This is a genomic window from Pseudomonas sp. Z1-29 (assembly GCF_051131995.1).
In the GTDB taxonomy this organism is placed as follows: domain Bacteria; phylum Pseudomonadota; class Gammaproteobacteria; order Pseudomonadales; family Pseudomonadaceae; genus Aquipseudomonas.
This window is the reverse complement of the sequence record NZ_CP071645.1, coordinates 4,614,184-4,640,448: the sequence shown is the minus strand read 5'-3', so window position 1 is coordinate 4,640,448 and position 26,265 is coordinate 4,614,184. Positions and strand designations below refer to the sequence as shown.

At 60.5% G+C, this 26,265-nt stretch carries 26 protein-coding genes; 18 read left to right on the top strand and 8 right to left on the bottom strand.

The genetic code is table 11. From position 1 onward, the window contains the following. The first annotated feature begins 113 nt into the window (after window positions 1-113). The 6 genes from J3P84_RS21140 to J3P84_RS21115 all read left to right on the top strand — a co-directional run bounded on the left by J3P84_RS21140 (window position 114) and on the right by J3P84_RS21115 (window position 7,081). A complete protein-coding gene (locus J3P84_RS21140; protein ID WP_434569580.1) occupies window positions 114-1,415 on the top strand; it encodes an ABC transporter substrate-binding protein in 1,302 nt (433 codons plus the stop codon). A 144-nt stretch (window positions 1,416-1,559) separates the two neighbouring features. Beyond that, window positions 1,560-2,468: a carbohydrate ABC transporter permease gene (locus J3P84_RS21135; protein ID WP_030139360.1), complete on the top strand. Its 909-nt coding sequence runs from the start codon at window positions 1,560-1,562 to the stop codon at window positions 2,466-2,468. Continuing rightward, window positions 2,461-3,306, top strand: coding sequence for a carbohydrate ABC transporter permease (locus tag J3P84_RS21130; protein ID WP_434625651.1), 846 nt, complete (start codon window positions 2,461-2,463; stop codon window positions 3,304-3,306). Before J3P84_RS21135 ends, J3P84_RS21130 begins: the two co-directional genes overlap by 8 nt. A 2-nt stretch (window positions 3,307-3,308) precedes the next feature. Continuing rightward, complete coding sequence (locus tag J3P84_RS21125; protein ID WP_434569579.1) at window positions 3,309-4,469, top strand: ABC transporter ATP-binding protein; 1,161 nt, start codon at window positions 3,309-3,311, stop codon at window positions 4,467-4,469. 131 nt (window positions 4,470-4,600) lie between these two features. Next, a complete protein-coding gene (locus J3P84_RS21120; protein WP_434625649.1) occupies window positions 4,601-5,947 on the top strand; it encodes a carbohydrate porin in 1,347 nt (448 codons plus the stop codon). 279 nt (window positions 5,948-6,226) lie between these two features. Continuing rightward, window positions 6,227-7,081: a D-hexose-6-phosphate mutarotase gene (locus J3P84_RS21115; protein ID WP_434625647.1), complete on the top strand. Its 855-nt coding sequence runs from the start codon at window positions 6,227-6,229 to the stop codon at window positions 7,079-7,081. 140 nt (window positions 7,082-7,221) lie between these two features. On the opposite strand, the gene J3P84_RS21110 is transcribed toward J3P84_RS21115, so the two are convergent. After that, the gene (locus tag J3P84_RS21110) at window positions 7,222-8,082 is read right to left on the bottom strand and encodes a MurR/RpiR family transcriptional regulator (protein WP_171061416.1); all 861 of its coding nucleotides are present in this window, start codon (window positions 8,080-8,082) and stop codon (window positions 7,222-7,224) included. Between the two features lie 196 nt (window positions 8,083-8,278). On the opposite strand from J3P84_RS21110, the gene zwf reads away from it, so the two are divergent. From zwf to J3P84_RS21095, 3 genes are read left to right on the top strand one after another with little or no spacing between them, the layout of a single operon-like run. Further along, window positions 8,279-9,751 carry a glucose-6-phosphate dehydrogenase gene (zwf, locus tag J3P84_RS21105; protein WP_305496323.1) on the top strand — a complete coding sequence of 491 codons (1,473 nt, stop codon included), beginning with the start codon at window positions 8,279-8,281 and terminating at the stop codon, window positions 9,749-9,751. Beyond that, complete coding sequence (gene pgl / locus J3P84_RS21100) at window positions 9,738-10,451, top strand: 6-phosphogluconolactonase (protein WP_434625645.1); 714 nt, start codon at window positions 9,738-9,740, stop codon at window positions 10,449-10,451. Before zwf ends, pgl begins: the two co-directional genes overlap by 14 nt. 17 nt (window positions 10,452-10,468) lie before the next feature. Continuing rightward, entirely contained in the window at window positions 10,469-11,134 is a 666-nt protein-coding gene (locus tag J3P84_RS21095; RefSeq protein WP_283556083.1) for a bifunctional 4-hydroxy-2-oxoglutarate aldolase/2-dehydro-3-deoxy-phosphogluconate aldolase, read from the top strand. 78 nt (window positions 11,135-11,212) lie between these two features. On the opposite strand, the gene J3P84_RS21090 is transcribed toward J3P84_RS21095, so the two are convergent. Beyond that, on the bottom strand, window positions 11,213-12,400 hold the full coding sequence (locus J3P84_RS21090) for an aminotransferase class V-fold PLP-dependent enzyme (RefSeq protein WP_434625643.1): 1,188 nt from the start codon (window positions 12,398-12,400) through the stop codon (window positions 11,213-11,215). Between the two features lie 16 nt (window positions 12,401-12,416). Then, window positions 12,417-12,653 (bottom strand): DUF3820 family protein, encoded by a 237-nt coding sequence (locus tag J3P84_RS21085; protein ID WP_305496320.1) that lies wholly within the window; start codon window positions 12,651-12,653, stop codon window positions 12,417-12,419. A gap of 206 nt (window positions 12,654-12,859) precedes the next feature. Here J3P84_RS21085 and J3P84_RS21080 point away from each other — a divergent pair, with 206 nt between their 5' ends. The 4 genes from J3P84_RS21080 (at window position 12,860) to J3P84_RS21065 (ending at window position 16,583) form a co-directional block, all read left to right on the top strand. Continuing rightward, window positions 12,860-13,324, top strand: coding sequence for a PA2169 family four-helix-bundle protein (locus J3P84_RS21080; protein ID WP_186709209.1), 465 nt, complete (start codon window positions 12,860-12,862; stop codon window positions 13,322-13,324). Window positions 13,325-13,515: 191 nt separating this feature from the next. Then, on the top strand, window positions 13,516-15,516 hold the full coding sequence (locus tag J3P84_RS21075) for an FUSC family protein (RefSeq protein WP_434625641.1): 2,001 nt from the start codon (window positions 13,516-13,518) through the stop codon (window positions 15,514-15,516). Further along, window positions 15,503-15,709 carry a DUF1656 domain-containing protein gene (locus J3P84_RS21070; RefSeq protein WP_249873604.1) on the top strand — a complete coding sequence of 69 codons (207 nt, stop codon included), beginning with the start codon at window positions 15,503-15,505 and terminating at the stop codon, window positions 15,707-15,709. Before J3P84_RS21075 ends, J3P84_RS21070 begins: the two co-directional genes overlap by 14 nt. A 10-nt stretch (window positions 15,710-15,719) precedes the next feature. Then, window positions 15,720-16,583, top strand: coding sequence for an efflux RND transporter periplasmic adaptor subunit (locus J3P84_RS21065; protein WP_434602993.1), 864 nt, complete (start codon window positions 15,720-15,722; stop codon window positions 16,581-16,583). 169 nt (window positions 16,584-16,752) lie between these two features. On the opposite strand, the gene J3P84_RS21060 is transcribed toward J3P84_RS21065, so the two are convergent. Beyond that, a complete protein-coding gene (locus J3P84_RS21060; RefSeq protein WP_003227420.1) occupies window positions 16,753-17,223 on the bottom strand; it encodes a MaoC family dehydratase in 471 nt (156 codons plus the stop codon). A 40-nt stretch (window positions 17,224-17,263) separates the two neighbouring features. Continuing rightward, a complete protein-coding gene (locus tag J3P84_RS21055) occupies window positions 17,264-18,208 on the bottom strand; it encodes a lysophospholipase (protein WP_434625638.1) in 945 nt (314 codons plus the stop codon). A 225-nt stretch (window positions 18,209-18,433) separates the two neighbouring features. Here J3P84_RS21055 and fadD2 point away from each other — a divergent pair, with 225 nt between their 5' ends. Both fadD2 and fadD1 read left to right on the top strand, forming a co-directional pair. Then, window positions 18,434-20,122 (top strand): long-chain-fatty-acid--CoA ligase FadD2, encoded by a 1,689-nt coding sequence (gene fadD2 / locus J3P84_RS21050; protein WP_434569571.1) that lies wholly within the window; start codon window positions 18,434-18,436, stop codon window positions 20,120-20,122. A gap of 367 nt (window positions 20,123-20,489) precedes the next feature. After that, complete coding sequence (fadD1, locus tag J3P84_RS21045; protein ID WP_434602995.1) at window positions 20,490-22,181, top strand: long-chain-fatty-acid--CoA ligase FadD1; 1,692 nt, start codon at window positions 20,490-20,492, stop codon at window positions 22,179-22,181. Between the two features lie 211 nt (window positions 22,182-22,392). Here the strand turns inward: fadD1 and J3P84_RS21040 are convergent, their stop codons facing one another. Then, a complete protein-coding gene (locus tag J3P84_RS21040; RefSeq protein ID WP_305496313.1) occupies window positions 22,393-22,770 on the bottom strand; it encodes a hypothetical protein in 378 nt (125 codons plus the stop codon). Between the two features lie 195 nt (window positions 22,771-22,965). On the opposite strand from J3P84_RS21040, the gene J3P84_RS21035 reads away from it, so the two are divergent. From J3P84_RS21035 to def, 3 genes are all read left to right on the top strand, one after another. Next, window positions 22,966-23,157, top strand: a complete 192-nt coding sequence (locus tag J3P84_RS21035) for a CsbD family protein (protein WP_305496312.1) — start codon at window positions 22,966-22,968, stop codon at window positions 23,155-23,157. 171 nt (window positions 23,158-23,328) lie between these two features. Further along, window positions 23,329-24,279, top strand: a complete 951-nt coding sequence (locus J3P84_RS21030) for a YihY/virulence factor BrkB family protein (protein ID WP_434569568.1) — start codon at window positions 23,329-23,331, stop codon at window positions 24,277-24,279. After that, complete coding sequence (def, locus tag J3P84_RS21025) at window positions 24,276-24,815, top strand: peptide deformylase (protein WP_434602996.1); 540 nt, start codon at window positions 24,276-24,278, stop codon at window positions 24,813-24,815. Before J3P84_RS21030 ends, def begins: the two co-directional genes overlap by 4 nt. Window positions 24,816-24,937: 122 nt before the next feature. Here the strand turns inward: def and J3P84_RS21020 are convergent, their stop codons facing one another. Beyond that, complete coding sequence (locus J3P84_RS21020; protein ID WP_434625635.1) at window positions 24,938-25,357, bottom strand: GNAT family N-acetyltransferase; 420 nt, start codon at window positions 25,355-25,357, stop codon at window positions 24,938-24,940. A gap of 302 nt (window positions 25,358-25,659) precedes the next feature. Beyond that, entirely contained in the window at window positions 25,660-26,193 is a 534-nt protein-coding gene (locus J3P84_RS21015) for a hypothetical protein (protein ID WP_434625633.1), read from the bottom strand. Window positions 26,194-26,265: the final 72 nt, after the last annotated feature.

Below are 26,265 nucleotides of genomic sequence, written 5' to 3'. Positions count from 1 at the left end.
TGTCGTGACATACACGCGTCCCTTCGTTACCTGCGAAGGGATTGCCCCTGATTAGAATCCATGCAGCGCAAGCACCAGACTTGCATGCATAACAACAAGAAAGGTACTTCTAGATGAATGCGATTTCTCGCCTCGCTACTGTCATTTCTCTTGCTTCCTTGCTTCCCGTCGCAGCATTCCCCGTCAGCGCCCTGGCCGCCGAATCGAAAGGTTCCGTGGAAGTCGTCCACTGGTGGACGTCGGGTGGTGAAAAAGCCGCGGTCGATGTGCTCAAGGCCCAGGTAGAAAAAGACGGCTTTACCTGGAAGGACGGCGCTGTCGCCGGCGGCGGCGGTTCCACCGCCATGACCGTGCTCAAGAGCCGCGCCGTGGCCGGTAACCCACCGGGCGTAGCCCAGATCAAAGGTCCGGACATCCAGGAATGGGCGTCCACCGGCCTGCTCGATACCGACATCCTGGAAGACGTTGCCAAAGCGGAGAAATGGGACAGCCTGCTCGACAAGAAAGTCTCCGACACCGTGAAGTACGAAGGTGACTACGTCGCCGTGCCGGTGAACATTCACCGCGTCAACTGGCTGTGGATCAACCCGGAAGTCTTCAAGAAAGCCGGCATCACCAAGAACCCGACCACCCTCGAAGAATTCTACGCCGCCGGTGACAAGCTCAAGGCCGCGGGCTTCATTCCCCTGGCCCACGGCGGCCAGCCATGGCAGGACAGCACCGTGTTCGAAGCGGTGGTGCTCTCGGTCATGGGCGCTGATGGCTACAAGAAAGCCCTGGTCGACCTGGATAACAAGGCGCTAACCGGTCCGGAAATGGTCAAGGCATTGACCGAGCTGAAGAAAGTCGCGACCTACATGGACGCCGACGGCAAGGGCCAGGACTGGAACCTGGAAGCGGCCAAGGTCATCAACGGCAAGGCCGGCATGCAGATCATGGGTGACTGGGCCAAGAGCGAGTGGACCGCGGCCAAGAAGGTCGCCGGCAAGGACTACGAGTGCGTAGCCTTCCCAGGCACCGACAAGGCCTTCACCTACAACATCGATTCTTTGGCGGTGTTCAAGCAGAAAGACAAGGGCACGGCGGCGGGTCAGCAGGATATCGCCAAGGTCGTGCTGGGCGAGAACTTCCAGAAAGTCTTCAGCATCAACAAAGGCTCGATCCCGGTGCGTAACGACATGCTGGGCGACATGGCCAAGTACGGTTTCGACTCGTGCGCCCAGACCGCCGCCAAGGACTTCCTGGCAGACGCCAAGAGCGGCGGCCTGCAACCAAGCATGGCGCACAACATGGCGACCACGCTGGCGGTACAGGGCGCGTTCTTCGATGTCGTGACCAACTACATCAACGACCCGAAAGCCGACCCGGCCGATGCTGCCAAGAAGCTTGGCGCAGCGGTTCAGTCTGCGAAGTAATTAGCGCCGCGGTCCCTTGTGGGAGCGAGCTTGCTCGCGATAGCGGAGTGTCAGGCAGCAAATAAGTGAACTGACACACTGCCATCGCGAGCAAGCTCGCTCCCACAAAGGGAGGCCCTTGTAACCTAGTTTTTGGATTTCCCCATGAGTTCTGTTGCTGTGTTCAGCAAGGCCTCGCCGTTCGATGCATTGCAGCGCTGGCTACCAAAACTGGTGCTGGCGCCGAGCATGTTCATTGTCCTGGTGGGCTTCTATGGCTACATCTTGTGGACGTTCGTCCTGTCGTTCACCACATCGACCTTCCTGCCTACCTATAAATGGGCCGGCCTGGCGCAATACGCACGGCTTTGGGACAACGACCGCTGGTGGGTGGCGAGCAAGAACCTGGCAGTCTTTGGTGGCATGTTCATTGGTATCACCCTGGTGATCGGCGTGCTGCTGGCGGTGTTCCTTGACCAGCGTATTCGCCGCGAAGGTTTCATCCGCACCATTTACCTGTACCCGATGGCGCTCTCGATGATCGTCACCGGTACCGCCTGGAAATGGCTGCTCAACCCGGGCATGGGCCTGGATAAATTGTTGCGTGACTGGGGCTGGGAAGGCTTCCGCCTGGACTGGCTGATCGACCCCGATCGCGTAGTGTACTGCCTGGTGATCGCTGCGGTCTGGCAGGCCTCGGGTTTCATCATGGCGATGTTCCTGGCCGGCCTGCGGGGCGTTGATCAATCGATCATCCGTGCCGCGCAGATCGATGGCGCGAGCATGCCGCGCATCTACTGGAAAGTGGTGCTGCCAAGCCTGCGTCCAGTGTTCTTCAGTGCCGTGATGATCCTGGCGCATATCGCGATCAAGAGTTTCGACCTGGTGGCGGCGATGACAGCTGGCGGTCCGGGGTATTCCTCCGACCTGCCTGCCATGTTCATGTACTCCTTTACGTTCAGTCGCGGCCAGATGGGCATGGGCTCGGCCAGTGCAATCCTGATGCTCGGTGCGATCCTCGCGATCATCGTGCCTTACCTGTATTCCGAGCTGAGGGCCAAGCGTCATGACTAGTCTCGCTGCGAAACCTGCCATCAGCCTGAGCCGTATCGCGATCTATGCGGTGCTGATCCTTGCCGTGTTGCTTTACCTGGTGCCGTTGGTGGTCATGCTGTTGACCAGCTTCAAGACGCCGGAAGACATCAGTACCGGTAACCTGTTGAGCTGGCCGACCGTGGTCAGCGGCATCGGCTGGGTCAAGGCCTGGGCCACGGTCAACGGGTACTTCTGGAACTCGATCAAGATCACCGTGCCGGCCGTGCTGATCTCCACCGCCATCGGCGCGTTGAACGGCTATGTGCTGTCGATGTGGCGCTTCCGTGGCTCGCAGTTGTTCTTCGGCCTGTTGCTGTTCGGCTGCTTCCTGCCGTTCCAGACCGTGCTGCTGCCGGCCTCGTTCACCCTCGGCAAGATGGGCCTGGCCAGCACCACCACCGGCCTGGTGTTTGTCCATGTCGTCTACGGCCTGGCGTTCACCACGCTGTTCTTCCGCAATTACTACGTGAGCATCCCCGACGCGCTGGTGAAGGCCGCGCGCCTCGACGGTGCCGGGTTCTTCACGATCTTCCGGCGGATCATCCTGCCGATGTCGACGCCGATCATCATGGTCTGCCTGATCTGGCAGTTCACCCAGATCTGGAACGACTTCCTCTTTGGCGTGGTGTTCTCCAGCGGCGACTCCCAGCCCATCACGGTGGCGCTGAACAACCTGGTCAACACCAGCACCGGGGCCAAGGAATATAACGTGGACATGGCGGCGGCGATGATCGCCGGGCTGCCGACCCTGCTGGTCTATGTGATCGCAGGCAAGTATTTCGTGCGCGGCCTCACGGCTGGCGCGGTCAAGGGGTAATCATGGCTACGCTTGAACTTCGCAATGTAAACAAGACCTACGGCGCGGGCCTGCCCGACACCTTGAAAGACATCCAGTTGTCGATCAAGGAAGGCGAATTCCTGATCCTGGTCGGCCCTTCGGGTTGCGGCAAATCGACCCTGATGAACTGCATCGCCGGCCTCGAGACCATCACCGGTGGCGCGATCATGATCGGCGACCAGGACGTCAGCGGCATGAGCCCCAAGGATCGCGACATCGCCATGGTGTTCCAGTCCTATGCGCTGTACCCGACCATGAGCGTGCGCGAGAACATCGAGTTCGGCCTGAAGATCCGCAAAATGAAACAGGCGGACATCAACGAAGAAGTGGCGCGGGTGGCCAAGCTGTTGCAGATCGAGCACTTGCTCAACCGCAAGCCCGGCCAGCTCTCCGGCGGGCAGCAACAGCGCGTCGCGATGGGCCGGGCCCTGGCGCGGCGGCCGAAGATCTACCTGTTCGACGAGCCGCTGTCCAACCTCGACGCCAAGCTGCGCGTCGAGATGCGCACCGAAATGAAACTGATGCACCAGCGCCTGAAGACCACCACGGTCTACGTGACCCACGACCAGATCGAGGCCATGACCCTGGGCGATAAAGTCGCGGTGATGAAGGACGGGATCATCCAGCAGTTCGGCACGCCGAAGGACATCTACAACAACCCGGCCAACCTGTTCGTGGCGAGCTTCATCGGTTCGCCGCCGATGAACTTCATCCCGCTGCGCCTGCAACGCAAGGACGGTCGCCTGTTGGCCCTGCTCGACAGCGGCCAGGCCCGTTGCGAGCTGCCGCTGGGCATGCAGGACGCCGGCCTGGAGGATCGCGAAGTGATCCTTGGTCTGCGTCCGGAACAGATCGTGCTGGCGGGCAACGAGCCGAACGGCCTGCCGACCATCCGCGCCGAAGTCCAGGTCACCGAGCCCACCGGTCCGGACACCCTGGTGTTCGTCAATCTCAACGACACCAAGGTCTGCTGCCGACTGGCACCGGACGTGGCGCCGTCGCCGGGAGAGACCCTGACGCTGCAATTCGATCCATCGAAAGTGCTGCTGTTCGATGCCAAGTCCGGCGAGCGCCTGGGCGTGGCCGCGCAACCGTCGATGGAGGCCCGAGCCGACAACGTGGCGCAGTTCAAAGGCCGCTGATGAACAAATGCGGGGGCAGCAAGCCTGCTTCCACACAAAAGGAGTATGCGATGAGTGGGGACATTCATCGCAATCGTTGTAAACCGCGTTAGATAAAAACAGTTAATAACAATAAAGACGAGGATGTAGGGATGAAGAAGAAGAACAATGCCCAGCTTATCTGCCAGTTGTCAGCCGTTGCGGCGATGATGCTGGCCGGTAGCGCACACGCAGCCGACGCGTTCAGCGCCGACTCGAAGTGGATGACGGGCGACTGGGGCGGTGAACGGACCAAGCTGATTGAGCAAGGTATCGATATCAAGGCGGATTTCGTCGGTGAGATGGGTGCCAACCTCGACGGCGGCTACAACGATGACAAGACCGCGCGCTGGTCCCAGCAGTTTGGCCTTGGCGTAGCTCTTGACCTGGAGAAACTGGCAGGCTGGAACGATACCGAAGCCAAGATTCAATTCACTCGCCGGGACGGTCGCAACATCTCCAACGACCGTATCGGTGATCCACGTGCCGGCACCCTCAGTTCCTCCCAGGAAGTCTGGGGCCGTGGCCAGACTACCCGTCTGACCCAGTTGTGGATCAAGCAGAAGTACTTCGACAGCAAGCTGGATGTCAAAGCCGGTTACTTCGGTGAAGGCGAAGACTTCAACACCTTCCCGTGCGAGTTCCAGAACCTGGCGTTCTGCGGTTCGCAAGCGGGTAACTGGGCGACCGGCATCTGGTACAACTGGCCGATCATGCAGGCGGCGATCCGGGTTAAATACAACCTCACGCCTGAGCTCTATGCGCAAATCGGTGCCTACAACCAGAACCCTTCGCAACTGGAAAACAACAACCGCTACAAGCTCAGCGGCAGTGGCACCAAGGGCACTCTGATTCCGATCGAGTTGGTCTGGTCGCCGAAGCTCAACAACCTGCCGGGCGAATACCGCGTCGGTTACTACAAGAGCACGGCCAAGGCTGACGATGTTCGTGAAGACATCAACGGCGATGACGCCGCGACTACTGGCAACGCCTATCGTAGCCACAGCAGCAAACATGGCTACTGGCTCGTCGTGCAGCAGCAGCTCACCACTCACAATGGCGATGCTACCCGCGGCCTGAACATCGCGGCCAACGCTACCGTCCACGACAAGGACACCAACGTCGTCGACAACTACCAGTCGCTGATGTTCGTGTACAAGGGGCCGTTCGATGCGCGTCCGAAGGACGACGTTGGTATCGGTTTCGCCCGTATCCATGTCAACGAGGACGTCAAGAAAAACGCCGAGTTGACCAACGCCGCCAATGGCGTCAGCGACTACGACGATCCACTGTTCGCGCCTTTGCGTAGCACCGAGTACAACTACGAAATCAACTACGGCTTCCATGTCACCAACTGGCTGACCGTGCGTCCAAACCTGCAATACGTCACTCACCCGGGTGGTGTCGATGAAGTCGACAACGCGCTGGTGGCCGGCCTGAAAATTCAGTCGGTGTTCTAACGCTGTTGCGATAAGCTCCTCTCTATGTGCGCATATTTGCGGACGGCCAAGGCTGTCCGCTTTTTTTTGCGAGGTGGCTGGCATTGAACTTGTGGCGAGGGGATTTAGCGAAACGTCACACCGCCCCGCTGGGCCGCGCAGCGGCCCTAAAACAGGCGCCTCAGTGTTTCAATCATTGATTTGGGACTGCTTCGCAGTCCAGCGGGGATAAATCCCCTCGCCACAATCAGTGTCGCAGACAGATCGGTAACTCAATGATTTCCAGGACCGCGACCCATCATGCATGAGCATCCACTACAACGCTTTTTCAGATCCTTGCGCGAGCGTCCGGTGTTTGCGTGGGAGCGCTATCAGCAGCGCGATGTGTTGGTGATCGACCACCCGTTGTGCCAGGCGGTGTTCAGTCGCCAGGGCGCGCAGTTGCTGCACTTCCAGCCGCGCGGGCAGAAGCCGTGGTTGTGGTGCGCAGCCAGGTGGCCGCAAGTCGGGGCGATTCGCGGCGGGGTGCCGGTGTGTTGGCCATGGTATGGCCGTCATCCAAGTGAAAACGCCTGGCCCTCCCATGGTTGGGCGCGATTGATCGACTGGAAATTGCTCGACAGCAGCAGCGACGAAGAGGGCGTCCACCTGCATTGGCAACTGCAATTGTGTGACTGGCAGGTGGACCTGCATGCCGACCTGGGTGAGCGCATGGAACTGCGCTTGAGCACCGAACATCAGGACAGCCTGCCCTGCCAGTTGAGCCAGGCCTTGCACGCCTATTGGCGCATTGGTGACGTTGGCGAGGTAGCGCTGTCTGGCCTCGACGGCGCCCAGGGTTACGACCAGTTGAACCGGGCGGTTTGCCAGCAGGAGGGCGAGTTACGGGTGGAGGGTGGCTGCCAGCGAGTGTTCCAGCATGAGGGCGAATTGCAGCTCAAGGATCACGCCTGGCAACGCGAGCTGCGCATCGACACCGGCGACAGCGCCGATACGGTGGTGTGGCATCCCGGCGCACGGCCACTGTTGGGTGTGAGCTGGGATGAAGTGAATGAATTCGTCTGCGTCGAAGCGGCCAGCGGCGGTACCGGGAGCCTGTGCCTGGCACCGGGTGAGCGGGCGCATTTGAGTTTGCAGGCGCGGGTGGGGGTTTAGCGGTGGATCTCGGGTGTGGTGGCTGGCCCCATCGCGAGCAAGCTCGCTCCCACACTAGACCTTTGGTGTTCACAAAAAACCTGTGGGAGCGAGCTTGCTCGCGATGGCTGACTATCAGACACCGAAGGCTCTGGACCGAATCAGTTGAACTCATCCCCAACCGGATACCGGCTGGCATTCAGGCTTTCCTTGATCTTGCGCAAATGCGGTTGGAAATCCACGCCGCGGCGCAGGGTCATGCCGGTGGCGAGCACATCGAGCACGGTGAGCTGGATAATCCGCGACGTCATCGGCATGTAGATGTCGGTGTCTTCCGGCAAAGGGATGTTCAGGCTCAAGGTGCTCGCCTTGGCCAGCGGCGAGCCTTCGGCGGTCAGGCCGAGCACCGATGCGCCGTTTTCCCGGGCGATGCGCGCCACTTCCACCAGTTCGCGGGTACGCCCGGTGTAGGAGATGATCACGAACAGCTCGCCGGTATGGGCCACCGAGGCGATCATGCGCTGCATCAGCACATCGGCATGGGCGGTCACCGCCAGGTTGAAGCGGAAAAACTTGTGCTGGGCATCCAGCGCTACCGGGGCCGAGGCGCCGAGGCCGAAGAAGTGGATCTGGCGGGCCTGGATCAGCAGATCCACGGCGCGACTGATCAAATTTGGATCAAGGGCCTGGCAGGCGCTGTCCAATGAAGCGATGGCACTGCCAAAGATTTTGCGGGTATAGGCTTCCGGATTGTCATCGGCCTCGACCGCACGGCTGACATAGGCCGCGCCGCTGGCCAGGCTTTGGGCCAGTTGCAGCTTGAGTTCCGGATAGCCGCTGACGCCGAACGAGCGGCAGAAGCGGTTGACGGTCGGTTCGCTGACCGAAGCGGCCTGGGCGAGGGCGGCGATGCTGAAGCGGGTCGCCTGCTGCGGATTGAGCAGGATCACCTCGGCCACCTTGCGCTCGGCCTTGTTCAGGTCTTCCAGGCGACTCTGGATCTGCTCCAGTAGATTTCGCACGCGGTCCATACAAGATTCCTAGAGAAACGGGTCTTTGATACGACCCTTGGCGGTGGCCTATCCTACTGATGGCTCCGACGGACCACCACTCGGAATCGGCATTTTCGAAAAATGTTGTAGTTATTACTACATTTTTCCTTGAGTGATACCTTGAAAAAAGGTATTTGTAGTTTAACTTGATAAAAGAACAAACATCATGCATTCGATTACGGTTGAACCGTGCACCTTTGCCTTGTTCGGCGCGTTGGGCGACCTGGCGTTGCGCAAGCTGTTTCCTGCCCTTTATCAGCTCGACGGTGCCGGCCTGTTGCATGAGGACACGCGAATCTTCGCGCTGGCCCGCGAACCTGGCAGCGAACAGCAACACCTGACGTTCATCGCGACCGAGCTGCGTCGCTATGTGGGCGAAAAAGACCTCGACGAAACCGTGATCGAGCGCTTCCTGGCGCGGCTGACGTATCTGCATGTGGATTTTCTCAAGGCTGACGATTACGTCGCGCTTGCCGAGCAGGTCGGCCAGGCCCAGCAGCAAGTCATCGCCTATTTCGCCACGCCGGCGGCGGTCTACGGCGCGATCTGCGAGAACCTGGCGAAAGTCGGCTTGAGCGAGAACACCCGCGTCGTATTGGAAAAACCCATCGGCTCGGACCTGGAATCGTCGCGCAAGGTCAATGACGCCGTGGCGCAGTTCTTCCCGGAGAACCGCACCTACCGCATCGACCATTACCTGGGCAAGGAAACGGTCCAGAACCTGATCGCGTTGCGTTTCGCCAACAGCCTGTTCGAAACCCAGTGGAACCAGAATTACATCTCCCACGTGGAAATCACCGTGGCCGAGAAGGTCGGCATCGAAGGCCGCTGGGGCTATTTCGACAAGGCCGGCCAACTGCGTGACATGATCCAGAACCACTTGCTCCAGTTGCTGTGCCTGATCGCCATGGACCCGCCGGCCGACCTGTCGGCCGACAGCATCCGTGACGAGAAGGTCAAGGTGCTCAAGGCCCTCGCACCGATCAGCCCGGAAGGCTTGACCACACAAGTGGTGCGCGGCCAGTACATCGCCGGCCACAGTGAAGGCAAGGCCGTTCCCGGCTACCTGGAAGAACCCAATTCCAATACCCAGAGCGACACCGAGACGTTCGTCGCCCTGCGTGCCGACATTCGCAACTGGCGCTGGGCCGGTGTTCCGTTCTACCTGCGTACCGGCAAGCGCATGCCGCAGAAGCTGTCGCAGATCGTGATTCACTTCAAGGAACCGTCCCATTACATCTTCGCCCCCGAGCAGCGTCTGCAGATCAGCAACAAACTGATCATCCGCCTGCAACCGGACGAAGGCATTTCCTTGCGGGTGATGACCAAGGAGCAAGGCTTGGACAAGGGCATGCAATTGCGCAGCGGTCCGCTGCAACTGAACTTCTCCGACACCTATCGCAGCGCGCGGATTCCCGATGCCTACGAGCGGTTGTTGCTGGAGGTCATGAATGGCAATCAGAACCTGTTTGTCCGTAAAGATGAAATCGAAGCCGCGTGGACGTGGTGCGACCAGCTGATTGCCGGCTGGAAGAAGTCCGGTGATGCGCCCAAGCCGTATGCCGCCGGGTCATGGGGGCCGATGAGCTCCATCGCACTGATCACGCGGGACGGGAGGTCATGGTATGGCGATATCTGAATTGAAACTGCCCGAGGGCGTCACGGCCCTTGAGTTCAAGAGCCCGGTGCTGCTGGCGGAAAACCTCGCGCTGAACGTGGCGCAGCAGTTGCGCGCGGCGATCGATGCTCGCGGTGCGGCGACTTTGGTGGTGTCTGGCGGTCGCAGCCCGGTGGCATTTTTCCAGAACCTGTCCAAGCAGACGCTGGACTGGTCGAAGGTGGTGGTGAGTCTGGCCGATGAGCGCTGGGTGCCGGTTGAACATGCCGACAGCAATGCCGGTCTGCTCAAGCGTTACCTGCTTCAGGGCGCGGCGGCCAAGGCGCAGTTCCTGAGCCTGTACAGCGCCAGCGCCAACCTGGAGGCCGCGGCTGAACAGGCGGATCGTCTGTTGGCCGAGCTGCCGCCGATTGATGTGCTGGTACTGGGCATGGGGGACGATGGGCATACCGCCTCGCTGTTTCCCGACAGCCCGAACCTGGCCGAGGCCCTGGATGAAAAGGGCGCTCGCCGTTGCTGGCCGATGCTCGCGCCAACCGTCCCGCACCAGCGCCTGACCATGAGCCGCGCATTGCTGGCCTCGGCCAGGCACAAGGTGCTGTCGATTTCCGGTCAATCGAAGTTGACCACCCTGAACGCCGCGGCGGCCGGTGACAACGTCGCCGAAATGCCGATCCGCGCGTTTTTGCAACCTACGTTAGAGATTTACTGGTGCCCATGAACCAAGGATCAGCCGCTATGACAAACCCATCCCCGACCGTTTCCATGGCGGACAAAGTAACGCTGATCGACAGCCTCTGCGCCAAGGCGCGGATCTTGCCGGTGATCACTATTGCCCGTGAGCAGGACATCCTGCCGCTGGCCGATGCCCTGGCCGCCGGTGGCCTGACGGCGCTGGAAGTGACCTTGCGCTCGCAGTACGGCCTCAAGGCCATCCAGGTGCTGCGCGAGCAGCGTCCGGAACTGGTGACCGGCGCCGGCACGGTGCTCGATCGCCATATGCTGGCCGCCGCCGAGGCCGCCGGTTCGCAATTCATCGTGACCCCGGGTATTACCCGCGACTTGCTGGAGGCTAGCGTCCAGAGCCCGATTCCGTTGTTGCCGGGGATCAGCAATGCCTCGGGCATCATGGAAGGCTACGGGCTGGGTTATCGCCGCTTCAAGTTGTTCCCGGCGGAAGTCAGCGGTGGCGTGGCTGCCATCAAGGCCCTGGGCGGCCCCTTCGGCGAAGTGAAATTCTGCCCGACTGGCGGCGTCAGTCCGGCCAATATCAAGAGCTATATGGCGTTGAAAAACGTGATGTGCGTGGGCGGCAGCTGGATGCTGGATCCGGAGTGGATCAAGAACGGCGACTGGGCCCGCATCCAGGAATGCACCGCCGAGGCCCTGGCGCTGCTGGACTGATTGTCTTACCGAACTTCGTTGAGTGTTCTACGGCTTTACGGTGCGCTTGGTCGGCGCACCGTTTTTTTTTGCCTGTTGTTATGTGTTGCTCAGGTGGATAAGCGCCTCGGTCAACCGCTCGATATCCCGCGCCAAGGTAATCAACCCAGGCGTGATGCGGATGCACGGGCCGACGCTGGTCTTGCGCACCACGGTAAAGATTTCATATTCCTTGAGCAGCCGATCGGCCATGACTTGCTGATCGGGCTGGGCGGTGAAGCGCATCGAGGTGATGCCGCAATAGAGCCGCCGATCGTCCGGAGTCATGACTTCAATGCCGGGCACATCACGTACCGCGTTCACCCAAAGGTCCCGCAAGTAGCAGAGTCGGGCACCTTTGGCCGACGCGCCGCCCAGGGTGCGGTGTTCTTCAAAGACCAATGGCAGCGTCAGCAGGGCAGGGATGTTGGGCGTGCTGTGGGGTGTGCGTGAGCGCACATCGGTGGCGGGGTAATTGGCTTCGTCCATGTCCGGATCGATGTCGACCAGCCGCTCTGGAGCGATATAGAGAAAGCCCAGGGCCAGCGGGCCGCCAATCCACTTCTGCAAGTTGAAACCGGCGAACTGGATACCCAGCTTCTTCAGGTTGAACTCGATCTGACCCAGGGCGTGCGCGCCGTCGAGAATGATGTCGACATCGAACTCCCGCGCCGCCTCGGCAATCGCCTTCACCGGCATGACGAGGCCGGTCAGGTGGTTGACGTAAGTCAGCGCCATCAGCTTCAGGCGCGGGTAACGAATGAAGGTTTCCCGATAGGTGCCCACCAGGCTTTCGAAACTGGCGGGATGCGGGTGGACCAGTTCGATGATCTGCGCCCCTCGCTGGCGAGCCAGCCAGCGCATCGCGCTTTTGACTGACTCGTACTCGACGTCGCTTATCAGCACCTGATCGCCAGGCTTGAGGCCGTTGTAATTGCGAATCAGCGTCTGCAGGGCGTCCACCGCGCTGGTGGCCAGCGCCACGGTAGAGGAGGGGACGTGAATCAGTTGCGCCACTTGGCGGCGAATCGCTTCGCCATGTTCCCGGTCGAAATGCTGACGTACGTACACCGAGTTGCCGCGATTGACGAATTCGATGTTGCGCTGGTACTCCTCGACCACGGTACGCGACATCCGCCCGAAGTAGCCGTTTTCCAGGTTGAGCGGGCCCTCGGGCTCGACGTCGTAGCGGTCGCCGAAGGTCTGCCAGAAAGCTTCATCATGGGCGCGCAGGGTGTTTTCGGGCATGGGCGGATTCAGTCGGTCAATGGCGTGGTTTGGGCAGGCCGTGTTTGGCACGCAGCGGATCCAGCAGGTCCGACAGACCGTTGTGGTCGATCTCCTGCATCAGCGCCAGCAAAGCGCCCAGTTCTCCGTGGGGAAAACCCTCCCGGGCAAACCAGTTCAGGTACTGGCCCGGCAGGTCGGCGAGGATTCGGCCCTTGTATTTGCCGAAGGGCATCTGGCGCGTCACCAGCAGTTCAAGCTTTTGCGGATTCATGGCGATTTGTCTTGATAGGAACCATCGGCAAAATACAGGCATTCTGCATGCAGGCCAAATGACAGATCATGCAAATAACGCGGATACAGATTTTTGTGTATTTTTTAACTTGTTGAATTTAAAGTATTTTTATTGTTTTTTTTGGCTGGCACGGCCAATGCAATATTCCTTGCAGGTTTTTATTCACCAAGCAAAGGAACTGAAAAATGACTGACATCAATAAAGAATCCATCTCTGTCTTGAACGACCTGATCGAGACCAGCAAGGATGGCCAGGAAGGATTCAAGACCTGCGCTGAAGACATCAAGCATCCAGAACTCAAGGCCCTGTTCGTTAAACGCGCGGCCGATTGCGCAACTGCCGCGGCCGAGCTGCAAGCCGCTGTGCGTTCGTTGGGCGGCGATCCGGAAACCTCCACCAGCGTCGCTGGCGACCTGCACCGTCGTTGGGTAGACGTAAAATCGATGTTTACCGGCAAGGATGAAGAAGCGGTCCTCAACGAAGCCGAACGCGGCGAAGACCATGCACTCAAGGCGTACAAGGAAGCCATCGAGAAGATCAACAAGCACAACCTGGTAGGTATTCGTGACCTGGTTGAGCGTCAGTACCACGGCGTGCAACGCAACCACGACCAGGTCAAGGCGCTGCGTAACCAGGCGCGTGCCAGCTGACACATGCCTGTGACGCAAAAAAACGCCAGCCTGCTGGCGTTTTTTTATGGGCTCGAAACCGCAAGAGTGTTTGTCAGATCCGTCAATAATCTGCTCTGGACTCGAATAGGTAGCTAGCTAATAATTGCGCTGCCTATTGCGCGATCTATCGTTACTACGTTCGTTACTTCGGTCCCAGAAGAGTTTTCCGCGTGCCCATTACCTTCCAGGCCTTGTTCGCCCCTGACCGCCTCGCCGTGCAGTTCGCCATCAAAACCGTGCTCGGCGGCGGCCTGGCGTTGTGGCTGGCGTTGCGCTGGGGCCTGGAGCAGCCGTCGTGGGCATTGATGACGGCGTTCATCGTCGCCCAGCCGCTGTCCGGCATGGTGGTACAGAAGGGCCTGGCGCGTTTGGTCGGTACCTTGGTGGGGACGATCATGTCGGTGGTGTTCATGGGATTGTTCGCCCAGGCACCGTGGTTGTTCTTGCTGGCGCTGGCGCTGTGGCTGGGTGTGTGCACGGGCTGTTCGACGCTGTTGCGCAGCGCCTGGTCGTATTCTTTCGTGCTGGCTGGCTACACGGTGGCGATCATTGCCTTGCCGGCCCTTTCCCATCCACTTGGGGTCTTCGATCAGGCCGTGGCGCGGTGCACCGAGATCAGCCTGGGCATTACCTGCGCCACGGCGGCCAGTGCCTTGCTCTGGCCGTTGCGGGTCGAACGACAACTGGCGGATCAGGCCCGTGCCGCCTGGCAGAGCGGCATGCAGGCGGCGCGTGCAACGTTGGCCGGCGATGCCCAGGCGCGCAAAGGCTTGCTCGAAATCCTCGGCAAGATCGTTGCGGTGGATGCCCAGCGCGAACACGCCTGGTTCGAAGGCAGCCTGGGCCGCCAGCGCGCCCGGGCCATCAGCGGCTTGAGCCAGAAACTGCTGATGTTGTTGCGTATTTCCCGTTCGGTGCGTCGGCAGTGGAAACAACTCGAACCTCAGGAAGCCGAAGCGCTCCAGCCGTGGATGGACGAGGTGCAGCAGGCGCTCGCTGCAGACAGCGCGACGCTGCAGGCCCTGCGGCCTCGGGTTCTGGATGCTTCTCATGACCTGCGGATCAGCTCGGCGCAAAGTTACTGCCTGGCTCGTTTCGCCTTGTTGCTCGATACCGCCCTGGCTGCCTGTGCCGCGCTCGCGGCCGTGCAGGAGGGCAGGGCCGCCGCCGATCCGCCGCGCACGCTGGCGCCGCATCGTGATCTGTCCCTGGCCATGGTATTCGGCGCCCGCAGCGCCCTGGCATTCCTGGCGGTAGCCTGTTTCTGGCTGGCGACCGCCTGGCCCGCCGCATCCGGTGCGCTGTTGCTCACCTGCGTGGTGTGCAGCCTGTTTGCCAGCCGCGAAAACGGTGCGCAGATCGGCATGAGTTTCCTGCGGGGTATTTTCCTCGCAGTGCCGACGGCGTTTGTCATTGGCGAGATTTTCCTGCCGCAATGGAGCAGTTTCGCCATGCTGTGCATGGCCATGGGCGTGCCGTTGTTCCTGGGGGCGCTGTGCATGGCCAAGCCGCCGCTCTACGCCACGGCCACCTCGTTCTGCCTGCACTTTGTGGTGCTGGTCTCGCCGCTCAATGCGATGAAGTACGACGTTTCGGCATTCTTCAACAACGCCCAGGCAATGATGATCGGCGTCGGCGCGGCGGTGCTGGCGTTCAAGCTGCTGATCCTGCGCAACCCGGCCTGGCATAGCCGTCGGCTGCTGGCCGCGACGCTGGACGATCTGGTCAGGCTGACCCATCGCAATCTGCGTGGTGCTGAAAGCTGGTTCGGTGGCCGCATGGCTGACCGGCTGCTGCAACTGGCGCGGCATTATCCCGAGCTGCCGGTGCCGGCGCGCAGCCGTTGGGACGACGGCTTGCTGGGCCTGGACGTCGGTGACGAGTTGCTGCATCTGCGCCTGAGTCTGGCCGTTGCCCAGATACCCGACAGCCCGGCCCAGCGCGAATATTTCGAAACCCTGGAGCAGGCGCTGGAACACGGCCCCGGCGGCGATCAGGCCGAGGCTTTGGCCCAGGCAAGCGACGAATATCTGCGGGTGCTGTCGCAGCAACCGTCCAGCGATGCGCTGAAGCTCGCCCAAGGCGCGGTGGTGCAATTGCAGAACAGCTGGCGCGCCTGGTGCCGCCAGCACGAATCCGAAGAAGGGAAACATAGCCATGGGCTTGCGTGAATGGTCGATTGGCGGGGTGCTGCTCAGCCCGTTCCTGATTTATGTGGTCCTGGCCTTGCTGGCAACCGGTGCGCTGCGCCTGTTGCTCGGCCTGTTGCCGGTCGGGCGCTGGATCTGGCATGAAGCCTTGTTCGACTGCGCCCTGTACGTCTGTGTCCTGACTGTCATTACCCTGGTCCTCGGACCGTTATAAGGAGCTGAACATGCGTACACCCGTACGTGTCGCCGTCACGCTGGGCGTGGTGGCCGTGGCGATCTTCGCCGGGTTTCATCTGTGGCAGTACTACATGCTCACGCCCTGGACCCGGGATGCGCGAATCCGTGCCGACGTGGTGGTGGTCGCCCCTGACGTATCCGGTTGGGTGCGCGAACTCAAGGCCGTGGACAACCAGCAGGTCAAGGCTGGCGACCTGTTGTTGAGCATCGACCGCGAACGCTTCGAGGCCGCGCTGGAGAAGGCTCGCGCGGTGGTCCAGACCCGCCAGCAGCAGCTGAGCCTGCGTGAACACGAAGCCAGCCGCCGCGCCGCCCTGGGGCCTCAGGCGATCAGCGCCGAGCTGCGGGAAAATGCCCAGATCAACGCCGGCATTGCCCGTGGCGAACTGCGCGAGGCCCAGGCCCAGGCCAAGGTCGCCGAGCTGAACCTGGCCCGCAGCCAGGTCCTGGCCCCACGCAGTGGTCATATCACCAATCTGCGCCTGGCCGAAGGCAACTACGTCAACGCCGGGCAACCGGTGATGGCGCTAATCGATGATTCGACTTTCTACGTGCAGGCCTATTTCGAGGAAACCAAACTGCCGAGGATCCGCGTGGGCGATCCGGTCAAGGTCTGGTTGATGAGCGCCGACCATGCGCTGGACGGCCATGTGGAAAGCATCAGCCGCGGTATCACCGACCGCAACACCAACCCCGATGCGCAATTGCTGGCAGAGGTCGAACCGACCTTCAACTGGGTGCGCCTGGCCCAGCGGATCCCGGTGCGGATCAAGCTCGACAAGGTGCCGGAAGGGGTGAGCCTGAGCGCGGGGATGACGGCGAGTGTGCAGGTGCAAGAGCGGCTGCAATAACCGCAACACTGCAGTGATTTGTGGCGAGGGGATTTATCCCCGCTGGGCTGCGCAGCAGCCCCCTGTGCCCAGGCTGACACACCACAGTGGTCTTGAGGTATCGGGGGCGCTTCGCGCCCCAGCGGGGATAAATCCCCTCGCCACATTTCACTCCCATAGATCGCGGTAGTCAGCCGATGCTGATCGCCGGCAACGTCGGCAACGTAACAGTCTGCTGCTTGCGCGGAGCCAGGATCTCGGCCTCGCCGTCCACCACCAGTTCATCGCGCTGATTGAACACGCGCGTGGCGATGCGCACGCGGAACTTCGGCAGTTTCTCGAGGATTTCCAGGCGCACGGTCAGGGTGTCGCCAATCTTCACCGGTTTCTGAAAGCTCATCTGCTGGCCGATATAGATGGTGCCCGGCCCAGGCAGCTCGCACGCCACCGCCGCGCTGATCAGCGCACCGCTGAACATGCCATGGGCGATGCGTTCCTTGAACATGCTGGCGGCGGCGAATTCGGCGTCCAGGTGCACCGGGTTGTGGTCGCCGGACATGGCGGCGAACAGCTGGATATCGCGCTCTTCGACGGTCTTGCTGTAGCTGGCGGTCTGGCCGACTTCGAGGGCTTCGTAAGGGATGTTGGTAACCTGGGTCATGTCTGGATCCTGTAACAGGTAAAGGAAAAACGCTGCGAACCTACTCGCTGCGTGGCGGCCGCTGGTGGCTCAGCGCCTGGGCAATCCAGGCCAGCACGTCGGCCGTCACTTCATCGCGGTTGGTTTCATTGAACAGTTCGTGCCGGGCCTGCGGGTAGATCGTCAATTGCAGATGTTGATTGCCGGCGTCGCGCAGGGCATCGGCCAGATCTTTCAGACGCTTGCCTTCACTCACCGGATCACATTCGCCGCCAATCACCAGCAACGGCAGGCCCGGATCGATCTGCGCGAGATTGGACGCTTTGCTGATCTGCTGCAAGCCGCCGAGGAGGTCGATCCACAGCTGATTGGTACAACGAAAGCCGCACAGCGGGTCCTGGACGTATTTGTCCACTTCGGTCGGGTCGCGACTGAGCCAGTCGAAGGGCGTGCGCACCGGTTTGAATTTTTTGTTGAAACTGCCGAATGACAGCCACTCGATGAGCGCGCTACGCCCCGTGGCTCCCTGGCGTCGACGTTCGAGGCGGGCGATCAGGCGTGCCGCGCGGTACAGCGCCACGGGCTGGAAATTCGAGCCGCTGAGAATCGCCCCGTGCAGGCTGGCGCTGTGGTGCAGCAGGTAACCCTGGGCGATATAGCTGCCCATGCTATGGCCCAGCAGGAGAATTGGTGTTTCTGGATGTTGCTGGCCGATGTGCTGATTGAGGCTCGCGAGATCGCCGACCACCTTGGCCCAGCCGTCCTCGTCGGCAAAATGCCCCAGGACTGTTTCCTCGCCGGTCTGGCCATGGCCGCGCAGGTCCGGTGCGTAGACGCCATAACCTTCATCGCACAAGGCCTGGGCCAGGCGCCCATAACGAGCGCTGTGTTCGGCCATGCCGTGGGCCAGCATGAGCACGGCCTGCGGGGCGGTTTCGGGCAACCATTGGTTGACGAGGATGCGCCTGTGATCGGTCGCGGTCAGCCAGAACGTTTGGTGGATCATGGCGGTTCCTTTGCACAAAGTCAGACGCAGCGTCGCTGCATTGTATAGCGCATCCGTCGCGTCTCGCCTGATCAGGTCACGGCAAGGGAGGAAGATTCACACGATCTATGACGCAAGTTGCCATATTTGCCTGATTGGCCATAGCTGCTAGTGTCCGAGGAGCTCCGCCTGTGCAAGCGACACGCAAGCGGTCCCGGATACGTTCAGGTAAAGAGGACAAAAACAATGCAGCCTGATTTCTGGAATGACAAACGCCCGACCGGCGTGCCCTCGGACATCGACCTGGGTGCCTACAAGTCGGTTGTCGAGGTGTTCGAGCGTTCCTGCAAGAAATTTGCCGACCGTCCGGCCTACAGCAACATGGGGGTGACCCTCACCTACGCCGAGCTGGAGCGCTACAGCGCGGCCTTTGCCGGTTATCTGCAAGCCAATACCGACCTGGCGCCGGGCGATCGCATCGCCGTGCAGATGCCCAACGTCCTGCAATACCCGATCGCCGTCTTCGGTGCCCTGCGCGCCGGCCTGGTCGTGGTCAATACCAACCCGCTGTACACCCCGCGGGAAATGCGTCATCAGTTCAAGGACTCCGGTGCCCGGGCGCTGGTGTACATGAACCTGTTCGGGCAGAAGGTCCAGGAAGTGCTGCCCGACACCGACCTGCAATTTCTGATCGAAGCGAAGATGGGCGACCTGATGCCTACCGCCAAAGGCTGGCTGGTGAATACGCTGGTCAGCAAGGTCAAGAAAATGGTGCCGGCCTATTCGCTGCCCCAGGCCATTTCCTTCAAGAGCGCCTTGCGCCTCGGGCGAGGCCAGGGCATCAAGCCCCTCAACGTCAGCCTCGATGACATCGCCGTGCTGCAATACACCGGCGGCACCACGGGGCTGGCAAAAGGCGCGATGCTGACCCACGGCAACCTGGTCGCCAACATGCAGCAGGCCCGGGCGTGCCTGGGGCAGATCGGCGATGACGGCCAGCCGCTGTTGCGCGAGGGCCAGGAAGTCATGATCGCGCCGTTGCCGCTGTACCATATCTATGCGTTCACGGCGAACTGCATGTGCATGATGGTCACGGGCAACCACAACGTGTTGATCACCAATCCCCGGGACATCGGTGGCTTCATCAAGGAACTGAAGAACTGGCGGTTCTCGCTGTTGCTGGGGCTCAACACGCTGTTCGTGGCGCTGATGGACCATCCTGATTTCAAGACGCTGGATTTTTCCAACCTCAAGGTCACCAACTCAGGCGGCACCGCGCTGGTCAAGGCCACGGCCGAACGCTGGAAGCAGCTCACCGGCTGTGGCATCACCGAGGGCTACGGCCTGACGGAAACCTCGCCGGTGGCCAGTGCCAACCCTTACGGCGGCAAGTCGCGCCTGGGTACGGTGGGGCTGCCAGTGCCGGGTACGCTGATGAAGGTCATCAACGACGACGGCGTCGAGCTGCCCCTGGGCGAGCGCGGCGAGCTGTGCATCAAGGGCCCGCAGATCATGAAGGGCTACTGGAACAAGCCCGAGGCGACCGCCGAAGTGCTGGACAGCGAAGGCTGGTTCAAGTCCGGCGATATCGCGGTGATCGATCCCGACGGGTTTGTGCGCATCGTCGACCGCAAGAAAGACATGATCATCGTCTCGGGTTTCAACGTGTATCCCAACGAGATCGAGGACGTGGTCATGGCTCACCCGAAAGTCGCCAGTTGCGCGGTCATCGGCGTGCCGGACGAGCGTTCGGGGGAGGCGGTGAAACTGTTCGTGGTGGCCCGTGAGGCGGGCGTCAGCCTCGAAGAACTCAAGGCCTACTGCAAGGAGAACTTCACCGGCTACAAGATCCCCAAGCACATCGTATTGCGTGACTCGCTGCCGATGACGCCGGTGGGCAAGATCCTGCGGCGGGAACTGCGCGATATCGCCTGAGGCGCTTGCCTCAATGGAAAACCTGTGGGAGCGAGCCTGCTCGCGATAGCAGTCGATCAGTGACAGAGATGTCGGCTGATACGCCGCTATCGCGAGCAGGCTCGCTCCCACAGTTTTTTATGCATGGGGTGAAATTACGCGGCCTTAGAATCTTTACTCTAAAAGTGACCATTGGATTTTCTTGAGTAAAATTTGTGACTGCAGAGCCCATTTTTGGCTCTAGTCGACCCTCGGCAAAGCTGCTACTCTCGGCGCGCTTTTGTGACTTCTCGGCCTTGATTCAAGCCAGATTCACCAACAAAACACACACCAATAATAATCGCATCAAATGCGGTGAAGAATTCGCGTTGCTGAGGAGTGGGCTTCCATGATTGAAGACTTTTGGAAGGATAAGTACCCAGCTGGGATTGCTGCCGACATCAATCCAGACGAGTATCCGAATATTCAGGCGGTGTTGAAGCAGTCCTGCCAACGCTTCGCCGACAAGCCGGCATTCAGCAACCTCGGCAAGACGATCACCTACGGTGAACTCTACGAATTGTCCGGTGCCTTTGCCGCGTACCTGCAACAGCATACCGATTTGCAGCCGGGCGATCGAATCGCCGTGCAGCTGCCCAACGTTCTCCAGTATCCGGTGGCCGTTTTCGGCGCGATCCGCGCCGGGCTCATCGTGGTCAACACCAACCCGCTGTACACCGCGCGGGAGATGGAACACCAGTTCAACGACTCCGGCGCCAAGGCGCTGGTGTGCCTGGCCAACATGGCGCACCTGGCCGAGAACGTGGTGCCCAGGACCAGCGTCAAGCACGTCATTGTCACCGAAGTCGCCGACCTGCTGCCGCCGCTCAAGCGCCTGCTGATCAACAGCGTGATCAAGTACGTCAAGAAGATGGTCCCGGCTTACCATTTGCCCAAGGCCATCAAGTTCAACGACGTGTTGAGCAAGGGCCACGGCCAGCCGGTGAACGAAGCCAACCCCACCAGCGATGATGTGGCCGTTCTGCAATACACCGGTGGCACCACCGGCGTGGCCAAGGGCGCGATGCTGACCCACCGCAACCTGGTGGCGAACATGTTGCAGTGCAAGGCATTGATGGGCTCCAACCTCAATGAAGGCTGCGAAGTGTTGATCACGCCGCTGCCGCTGTACCACATCTATGCGTTCACCTTTCATTGCATGGCGATGATGCTGATCGGCAACCACAACATTCTGATCAGCAACCCGCGCGACTTGTCGGCGATGGTCAAGGAACTGTCGAAGTGGAAGTTCAGCGGTTTTGTCGGCCTCAACACGTTATTCGTGGCCCTGTGCAATAACGAAGCCTTCCGCAAGCTGGACTTCTCCGCACTGAAGGTGACCTTGTCCGGTGGCATGGCCCTGCAACTGGCAGCGGCCGAGCGCTGGAAGGCGGTCACCGGCTGCCCGATCTGCGAAGGCTACGGCATGACCGAGACCAGCCCGGTGGCTACCGTCAACCCGATCCAGCACATCCAGGTCGGCACCATCGGCATTCCGGTGCCATCAACGCTGTGCAAGGTCATCAATGACGCGGGCGTCGAATTGCCACTCGGTGAGATCGGCGAATTGTGTGTGAAAGGTCCGCAAGTGATGAAGGGCTACTGGCAGCGCCAGGAGGCCACCGACGAGATTCTCGACGGTGAAGGCTGGCTCAAGACCGGTGATATTGCGCTGATCCAGCCGGACGGCTACATGCGCATCGTCGATCGCAAGAAGGACATGATCCTGATCTCCGGCTTCAACGTTTACCCCAACGAACTGGAAGACGTACTGGCCACCCTGCCGGGTGTGCTGCAGTGCGCGGCGATCGGTGTACCGGATGAAAAGTCCGGCGAGGCGATCAAGATTTTCATCGTCGTGCGTCCAGGGGCCACGCTCACCAAGGAACAGGTGATGGAGCACATGCGCGCCAACGTCACCGGCTATAAAGTGCCGAAGGCCGTGGAGTTCCGCGATGCATTGCCGACCACCAACGTGGGCAAGATCCTGCGGCGCGAGTTGCGCGATGAAGAACTGAAGAAGCTGGGGCTGAAGAAGTAAACCCGCCGCCAATGAAAAGCCCCGCTGATGCGGGGCTTTTTGTTACAAGGCTATGGCCTCGCGCGGGGCGGCCGTTGTGGCGAGGGAGCTTGCTCCCGCTGGGCTGCGCAGCAGCCCCATCCGGTCCGACTGATACACCGCAGGGGCCGCTTCGCGTCCAGCGGGAGCAAGCTCCCTCGCCACAGGGGAACCGGTGATCCTGGCGATCGGGCTACAACCGAAACTGCGCGAAATCCAGGTTGGTGCCACCCGGCCGCATGTCTTGCAGGTACGAATCCTTGTCGGCACTCAGTTCCAGGCTCAGGGCCGCCTTGCGTTTGCCCTGGTTGCGTACTTCCAGGCCTTCCAGTTTTTCCCGCAGGAACACCGTCGGCACTTTCAGGTGCAGCAGTTCATCGGTGGCGGGGGTGTGCAGCAGCAGGTGAATCCATTCGTATTGACCAATGGCCAGCCGGGCCACCGGAATGTCGAACCAGAAGATGTTGCGATTGCGGTTCAGTTCGCTGAAATGGCAATTGTTGACGCCCAGGACGGCGCCGCCCAGTTGCTGGTTCCTGCGGGCGATGGCCTGCTTTTTATCGAGTTTCATAACGTTCCTACGGGATTGGAGCTTCAGGTCGCAGCCTGAATACGTGGGGCATTCTCGGGGGTTGATCAGCAAACATAAAGCGCAACCTGCAGTCGCCGACGAAATCAGCCGCAGAAAAAATGAAACTCCCCGCAAACGGCCCCAGTCAACCCTTGTGTAATGACTTTTCTTACGGTTATTCACAGGAGAGATACCATGGGTAGCACGAGCGATAAAGTGAAGGGCGTTGCCAACGAAGCCGTCGGCAACATCAAGCAAGGCGTCGGCAAGGCCACCGATAATGACCGCATGCGCGCCGAGGGCGTGGTCCAGGAGAAAAAGGGTGAAGCCCAGCAAAACGTGGGCAAGGCCAAGGATGCCGTCAAGAAAGGCGTCGACGAGGCGTAACCGATCAGTTGAAACGTGATCGGAACGGTCATCTGCGGGTGGCCGTTTTCATGTCGACTCGAACTTGCACCGGGGGAAATTGTTCCAAAGTCGCCAACAGGTTACTTTGTCTTGGCATAACCCGATGAGTCGCCAGGCGACCTTCCTTTTTTGCGGCGAAAGGAGACGCACATGATGTTCCCGGCCTTGAAAGGCTTGCCCCTGCACCGCGTGATGATGCGCACGGTGACCGAATTTCTCGACGACGAGATGTCGACGTACGCCTCCGCACTGGCTTACCAGATGTTGTTTTCGCTGTTCCCCTTCATTCTTTTCCTGATAGCCCTGATCGGTTTTCTGCACCTGCCGGATTTTTTCTCCTGGCTGCGCCTGCAATCGGAACTGGTACTGCCGCCACAGGCGCTGGAGCAGGTCAACCCGGTGATCGACCAGCTCCAGCAGTCCAAGGGGGGCCTGCTGTCGGTCGGTATCGTGATTGCGTTGTGGACCGCGTCGGCCGGCGTGCGGCTGATGATGAGCGCCATGAATGCCGCTTATGACGTGGTCGAAGGGCGTCCGGCCTGGAAGCGTTTTCCGCTGTCGATCCTGTACACCGTCGGCATTGCCGGCATGCTCCTGGCCGCCGCGGCGCTGATGGTGCTGGGACCGCAGGTGATGGGCTGGATTGCCGCCCAGATCGGGCTGGAGGAATTCATTGTCACCGTCTGGACGCTCGCGCGCTGGCCGGTCATCGTGTTTTTGCTGATGGTCGCGGTGGCGCTGATCTATTACGTGATGCCCGACGTCAAACAGGAGTTTCGCTTCATCACGCCGGGCTCGGTATTGGCGGTGGTGGTCTGGATCATCGCGTCCCTGGGCTTCGCGTTCTACGTCAAGACCTTCGCCGACTACAACGCCATGTATGGCAGTATCGGCGCGATCATCGTGCTGTTGCTGTACTTCTATATCTCGGCGGCGGTACTGTTGCTCGGCGCTGAGATGAACGCGGTGATCGAGCACATGTCCGCCGAAGGCAAGGACCATGGCGAAAAGAGCCCCGGCGAGCATGAAAAACAGCATGTATCGGGCCTTGGGCGCGATCATTCCATTCCTCACAATCACACTGACGAAGCCCGACCATGATCCGCGAAATCCTGAAGATGGGCGACGAACGCCTGCTGCGCATCGCACCGCCGGTGCCGCCAGAAATGTTCGACAGTCCCGAGTTGTGGCAATTGATCGATGACATGTTCCAGACCATGGAAAGTGTCGGCGGTGTCGGCCTGGCGGCGCCGCAGATCGGCGTCGACCTGCAACTGGTGATCTTCGGATTCGAGCACAGCGAGCGTTACCCCGATGCCGAGGCGGTGCCGCAGACCATCCTGATCAACCCGCTGATCACGCCGCTGAGCCCGCTGATGGAAGAGGGCTTCGAGGGCTGCCTGTCAGTGCCCGGGCTGCGCGGTGCGGTGGATCGCTACCAGCACATCCGCTATGAAGGTTTCGACCCGAAGGGCGAGCCGATCGTGCGCACCGCCTCAGGCTTCCACGCGCGGGTAGTCCAGCATGAATGTGATCACCTGATCGGCCGCTTGTACCCATCGCGCATCACCGACTTCAGCAAGTTCGGGTTCACCGAGGTGATGTTTCCGGAGCTGGATCCCACCGCCGACGATTAGCTGAGTCCTACCCAAAATCCTGTGGGAGCGAGCTTGCTCGCGATTGCGGTGTGTCATCCAAATTGATGCAGCTGACCTGACGCCATCGCGAGCAAGCTCGCACACACTGGACTGATGGGTCTTCAGGGTCTTGCAGGCACCAACCCCATCGCAATCATCGGCTTGCTCCGTGCGTACCGGCTCAGCCGTTCAGCCATTGCATAAGGCAGTTCCGGATCGAAGGCGAACCCGCGTCGCTCATAGAAGCTGCGCAGGTCAGGGTGGCAGAACAGCCACACCGGCGCCTCCACGCCTTTCACTGCCTCTTCTATCAACCGCGCCGCGATGCCTTGCGCGCGGAACGCCGGGTCGACGAACAACCCCGTCAACCAATGCCCACCGGACACCGGTCGCAGGCACAGGGCCGCGACGATTCCATCGCGCCGCGCCACCCAGAGTTGCGCGTCGCGCACGGCTTTCATCGAGGATTGGTGGGCACGATAAAATTTGTTCATCAACGGCCAGAACGATTCTTCGAGCGCTGCATAACGGATTTCGGACATGGCTGGGTCATGGCGAAGAGGGGGAGGCGATTATAAAAGAACGCGGCTGCAGGGATAGGTGTATACCTGAGGTACATCCCGTATGAGTGGAGTGCGTATCATGGCCAAAGGCATGGATTCAAAAAAAGCGGCAAAGAAAAAACCAGCGAAGAGCGCCGATGAAAAACGCGCTGACAAAAAAGCCAAGAAGGTCAATCTGTTCGGTCATTGAAGCGCTGTCGGCCCGGCTGGTCGCAGGTTTGAGGCGGAGGTTGCAACGCTCCGCCCAAACCCGCTGAGGTGATACCGAGGCGCTGCCAGACTCAGAGGGTGGCGATGACAGTGCTCTTGGCAGGGTTTTTCTCGCTCTGCTGATCTTTTTCCATTTGCGCCATGGCCGACTTGTCCTGCATGCGCTGGGCAATTTCCTCGCCGACCGCCAATTGTTTCTCCGGCGGCATTGCGGCGTACTCTTCTTCGGTGATGCCCATTTCCTTGAGGATGCTGTCCCGCAAGCGTTGTTCAGGCGTCTTGCTCATGTAGTCCTTGAACTGCGCCATGGCAGAGCTGGTCTCTGCGAAGGCTGGCGAGCCAACCGTCTGCAATTGCACACGGGTCTTGGCGAAGGCTTCGTCGACCTTGTCGCTGATGGCGGTGGCGGCGCTCACCTGTTGCGTGGCGTGTCGAGTGGCGGAGTCCTGGACTTGGGCGCTGGCCTGGCCGGCCTGGGTCTGGACGTTATCTCGCAACGCCTGCAGCGCGGCGCTTTGCAGGCCGCTGGCGGCTTCGGCTGTCGGGTCTTCGCCGGGGCGCTTGAGCGGCAGGATCATTGCTTGCTGTTTTGCACTGACCAACATGATACGTACCTGTAGAAAGTGGCTGAGCGAGGGAGGGAGCAATTCCCATGCCGTCGTGCCAGATCCCTGGAA

What these genes read in the sequence shown, in the direction of transcription:
- J3P84_RS21140 (WP_434569580.1), top strand. Translation starts at nt 114, where the DNA reads ATGAATGCGATTTCTCGCCTCGCTACTGTCATTTCTCTTGCTTCCTTG.
- J3P84_RS21135 (WP_030139360.1), top strand. Translation starts at nt 1,560, where the DNA reads ATGAGTTCTGTTGCTGTGTTCAGCAAGGCCTCGCCGTTCGATGCATTG.
- J3P84_RS21130 (WP_434625651.1), top strand. Translation starts at nt 2,461, where the DNA reads ATGACTAGTCTCGCTGCGAAACCTGCCATCAGCCTGAGCCGTATCGCG.
- J3P84_RS21125 (WP_434569579.1), top strand. Translation starts at nt 3,309, where the DNA reads ATGGCTACGCTTGAACTTCGCAATGTAAACAAGACCTACGGCGCGGGC.
- J3P84_RS21120 (WP_434625649.1), top strand. Translation starts at nt 4,601, where the DNA reads ATGAAGAAGAAGAACAATGCCCAGCTTATCTGCCAGTTGTCAGCCGTT.
- J3P84_RS21115 (WP_434625647.1), top strand. Translation starts at nt 6,227, where the DNA reads ATGCATGAGCATCCACTACAACGCTTTTTCAGATCCTTGCGCGAGCGT.
- zwf (WP_305496323.1), top strand. Translation starts at nt 8,279, where the DNA reads ATGCATTCGATTACGGTTGAACCGTGCACCTTTGCCTTGTTCGGCGCG.
- pgl (WP_434625645.1), top strand. Translation starts at nt 9,738, where the DNA reads ATGGCGATATCTGAATTGAAACTGCCCGAGGGCGTCACGGCCCTTGAG.
- J3P84_RS21095 (WP_283556083.1), top strand. Translation starts at nt 10,469, where the DNA reads ATGACAAACCCATCCCCGACCGTTTCCATGGCGGACAAAGTAACGCTG.
- J3P84_RS21090 (WP_434625643.1), bottom strand. Translation starts at nt 12,400, where the DNA reads ATGCCCGAAAACACCCTGCGCGCCCATGATGAAGCTTTCTGGCAGACC.
- J3P84_RS21085 (WP_305496320.1), bottom strand. Translation starts at nt 12,653, where the DNA reads ATGAATCCGCAAAAGCTTGAACTGCTGGTGACGCGCCAGATGCCCTTC.
- J3P84_RS21080 (WP_186709209.1), top strand. Translation starts at nt 12,860, where the DNA reads ATGACTGACATCAATAAAGAATCCATCTCTGTCTTGAACGACCTGATC.
- J3P84_RS21070 (WP_249873604.1), top strand. Translation starts at nt 15,503, where the DNA reads ATGGGCTTGCGTGAATGGTCGATTGGCGGGGTGCTGCTCAGCCCGTTC.
- J3P84_RS21065 (WP_434602993.1), top strand. Translation starts at nt 15,720, where the DNA reads ATGCGTACACCCGTACGTGTCGCCGTCACGCTGGGCGTGGTGGCCGTG.
- J3P84_RS21060 (WP_003227420.1), bottom strand. Translation starts at nt 17,223, where the DNA reads ATGACCCAGGTTACCAACATCCCTTACGAAGCCCTCGAAGTCGGCCAG.
- J3P84_RS21055 (WP_434625638.1), bottom strand. Translation starts at nt 18,208, where the DNA reads ATGATCCACCAAACGTTCTGGCTGACCGCGACCGATCACAGGCGCATC.
- fadD2 (WP_434569571.1), top strand. Translation starts at nt 18,434, where the DNA reads ATGCAGCCTGATTTCTGGAATGACAAACGCCCGACCGGCGTGCCCTCG.
- fadD1 (WP_434602995.1), top strand. Translation starts at nt 20,490, where the DNA reads ATGATTGAAGACTTTTGGAAGGATAAGTACCCAGCTGGGATTGCTGCC.
- J3P84_RS21040 (WP_305496313.1), bottom strand. Translation starts at nt 22,770, where the DNA reads ATGAAACTCGATAAAAAGCAGGCCATCGCCCGCAGGAACCAGCAACTG.
- J3P84_RS21035 (WP_305496312.1), top strand. Translation starts at nt 22,966, where the DNA reads ATGGGTAGCACGAGCGATAAAGTGAAGGGCGTTGCCAACGAAGCCGTC.
- J3P84_RS21030 (WP_434569568.1), top strand. Translation starts at nt 23,329, where the DNA reads ATGATGTTCCCGGCCTTGAAAGGCTTGCCCCTGCACCGCGTGATGATG.
- def (WP_434602996.1), top strand. Translation starts at nt 24,276, where the DNA reads ATGATCCGCGAAATCCTGAAGATGGGCGACGAACGCCTGCTGCGCATC.
- J3P84_RS21020 (WP_434625635.1), bottom strand. Translation starts at nt 25,357, where the DNA reads ATGTCCGAAATCCGTTATGCAGCGCTCGAAGAATCGTTCTGGCCGTTG.
- J3P84_RS21015 (WP_434625633.1), bottom strand. Translation starts at nt 26,193, where the DNA reads ATGTTGGTCAGTGCAAAACAGCAAGCAATGATCCTGCCGCTCAAGCGC.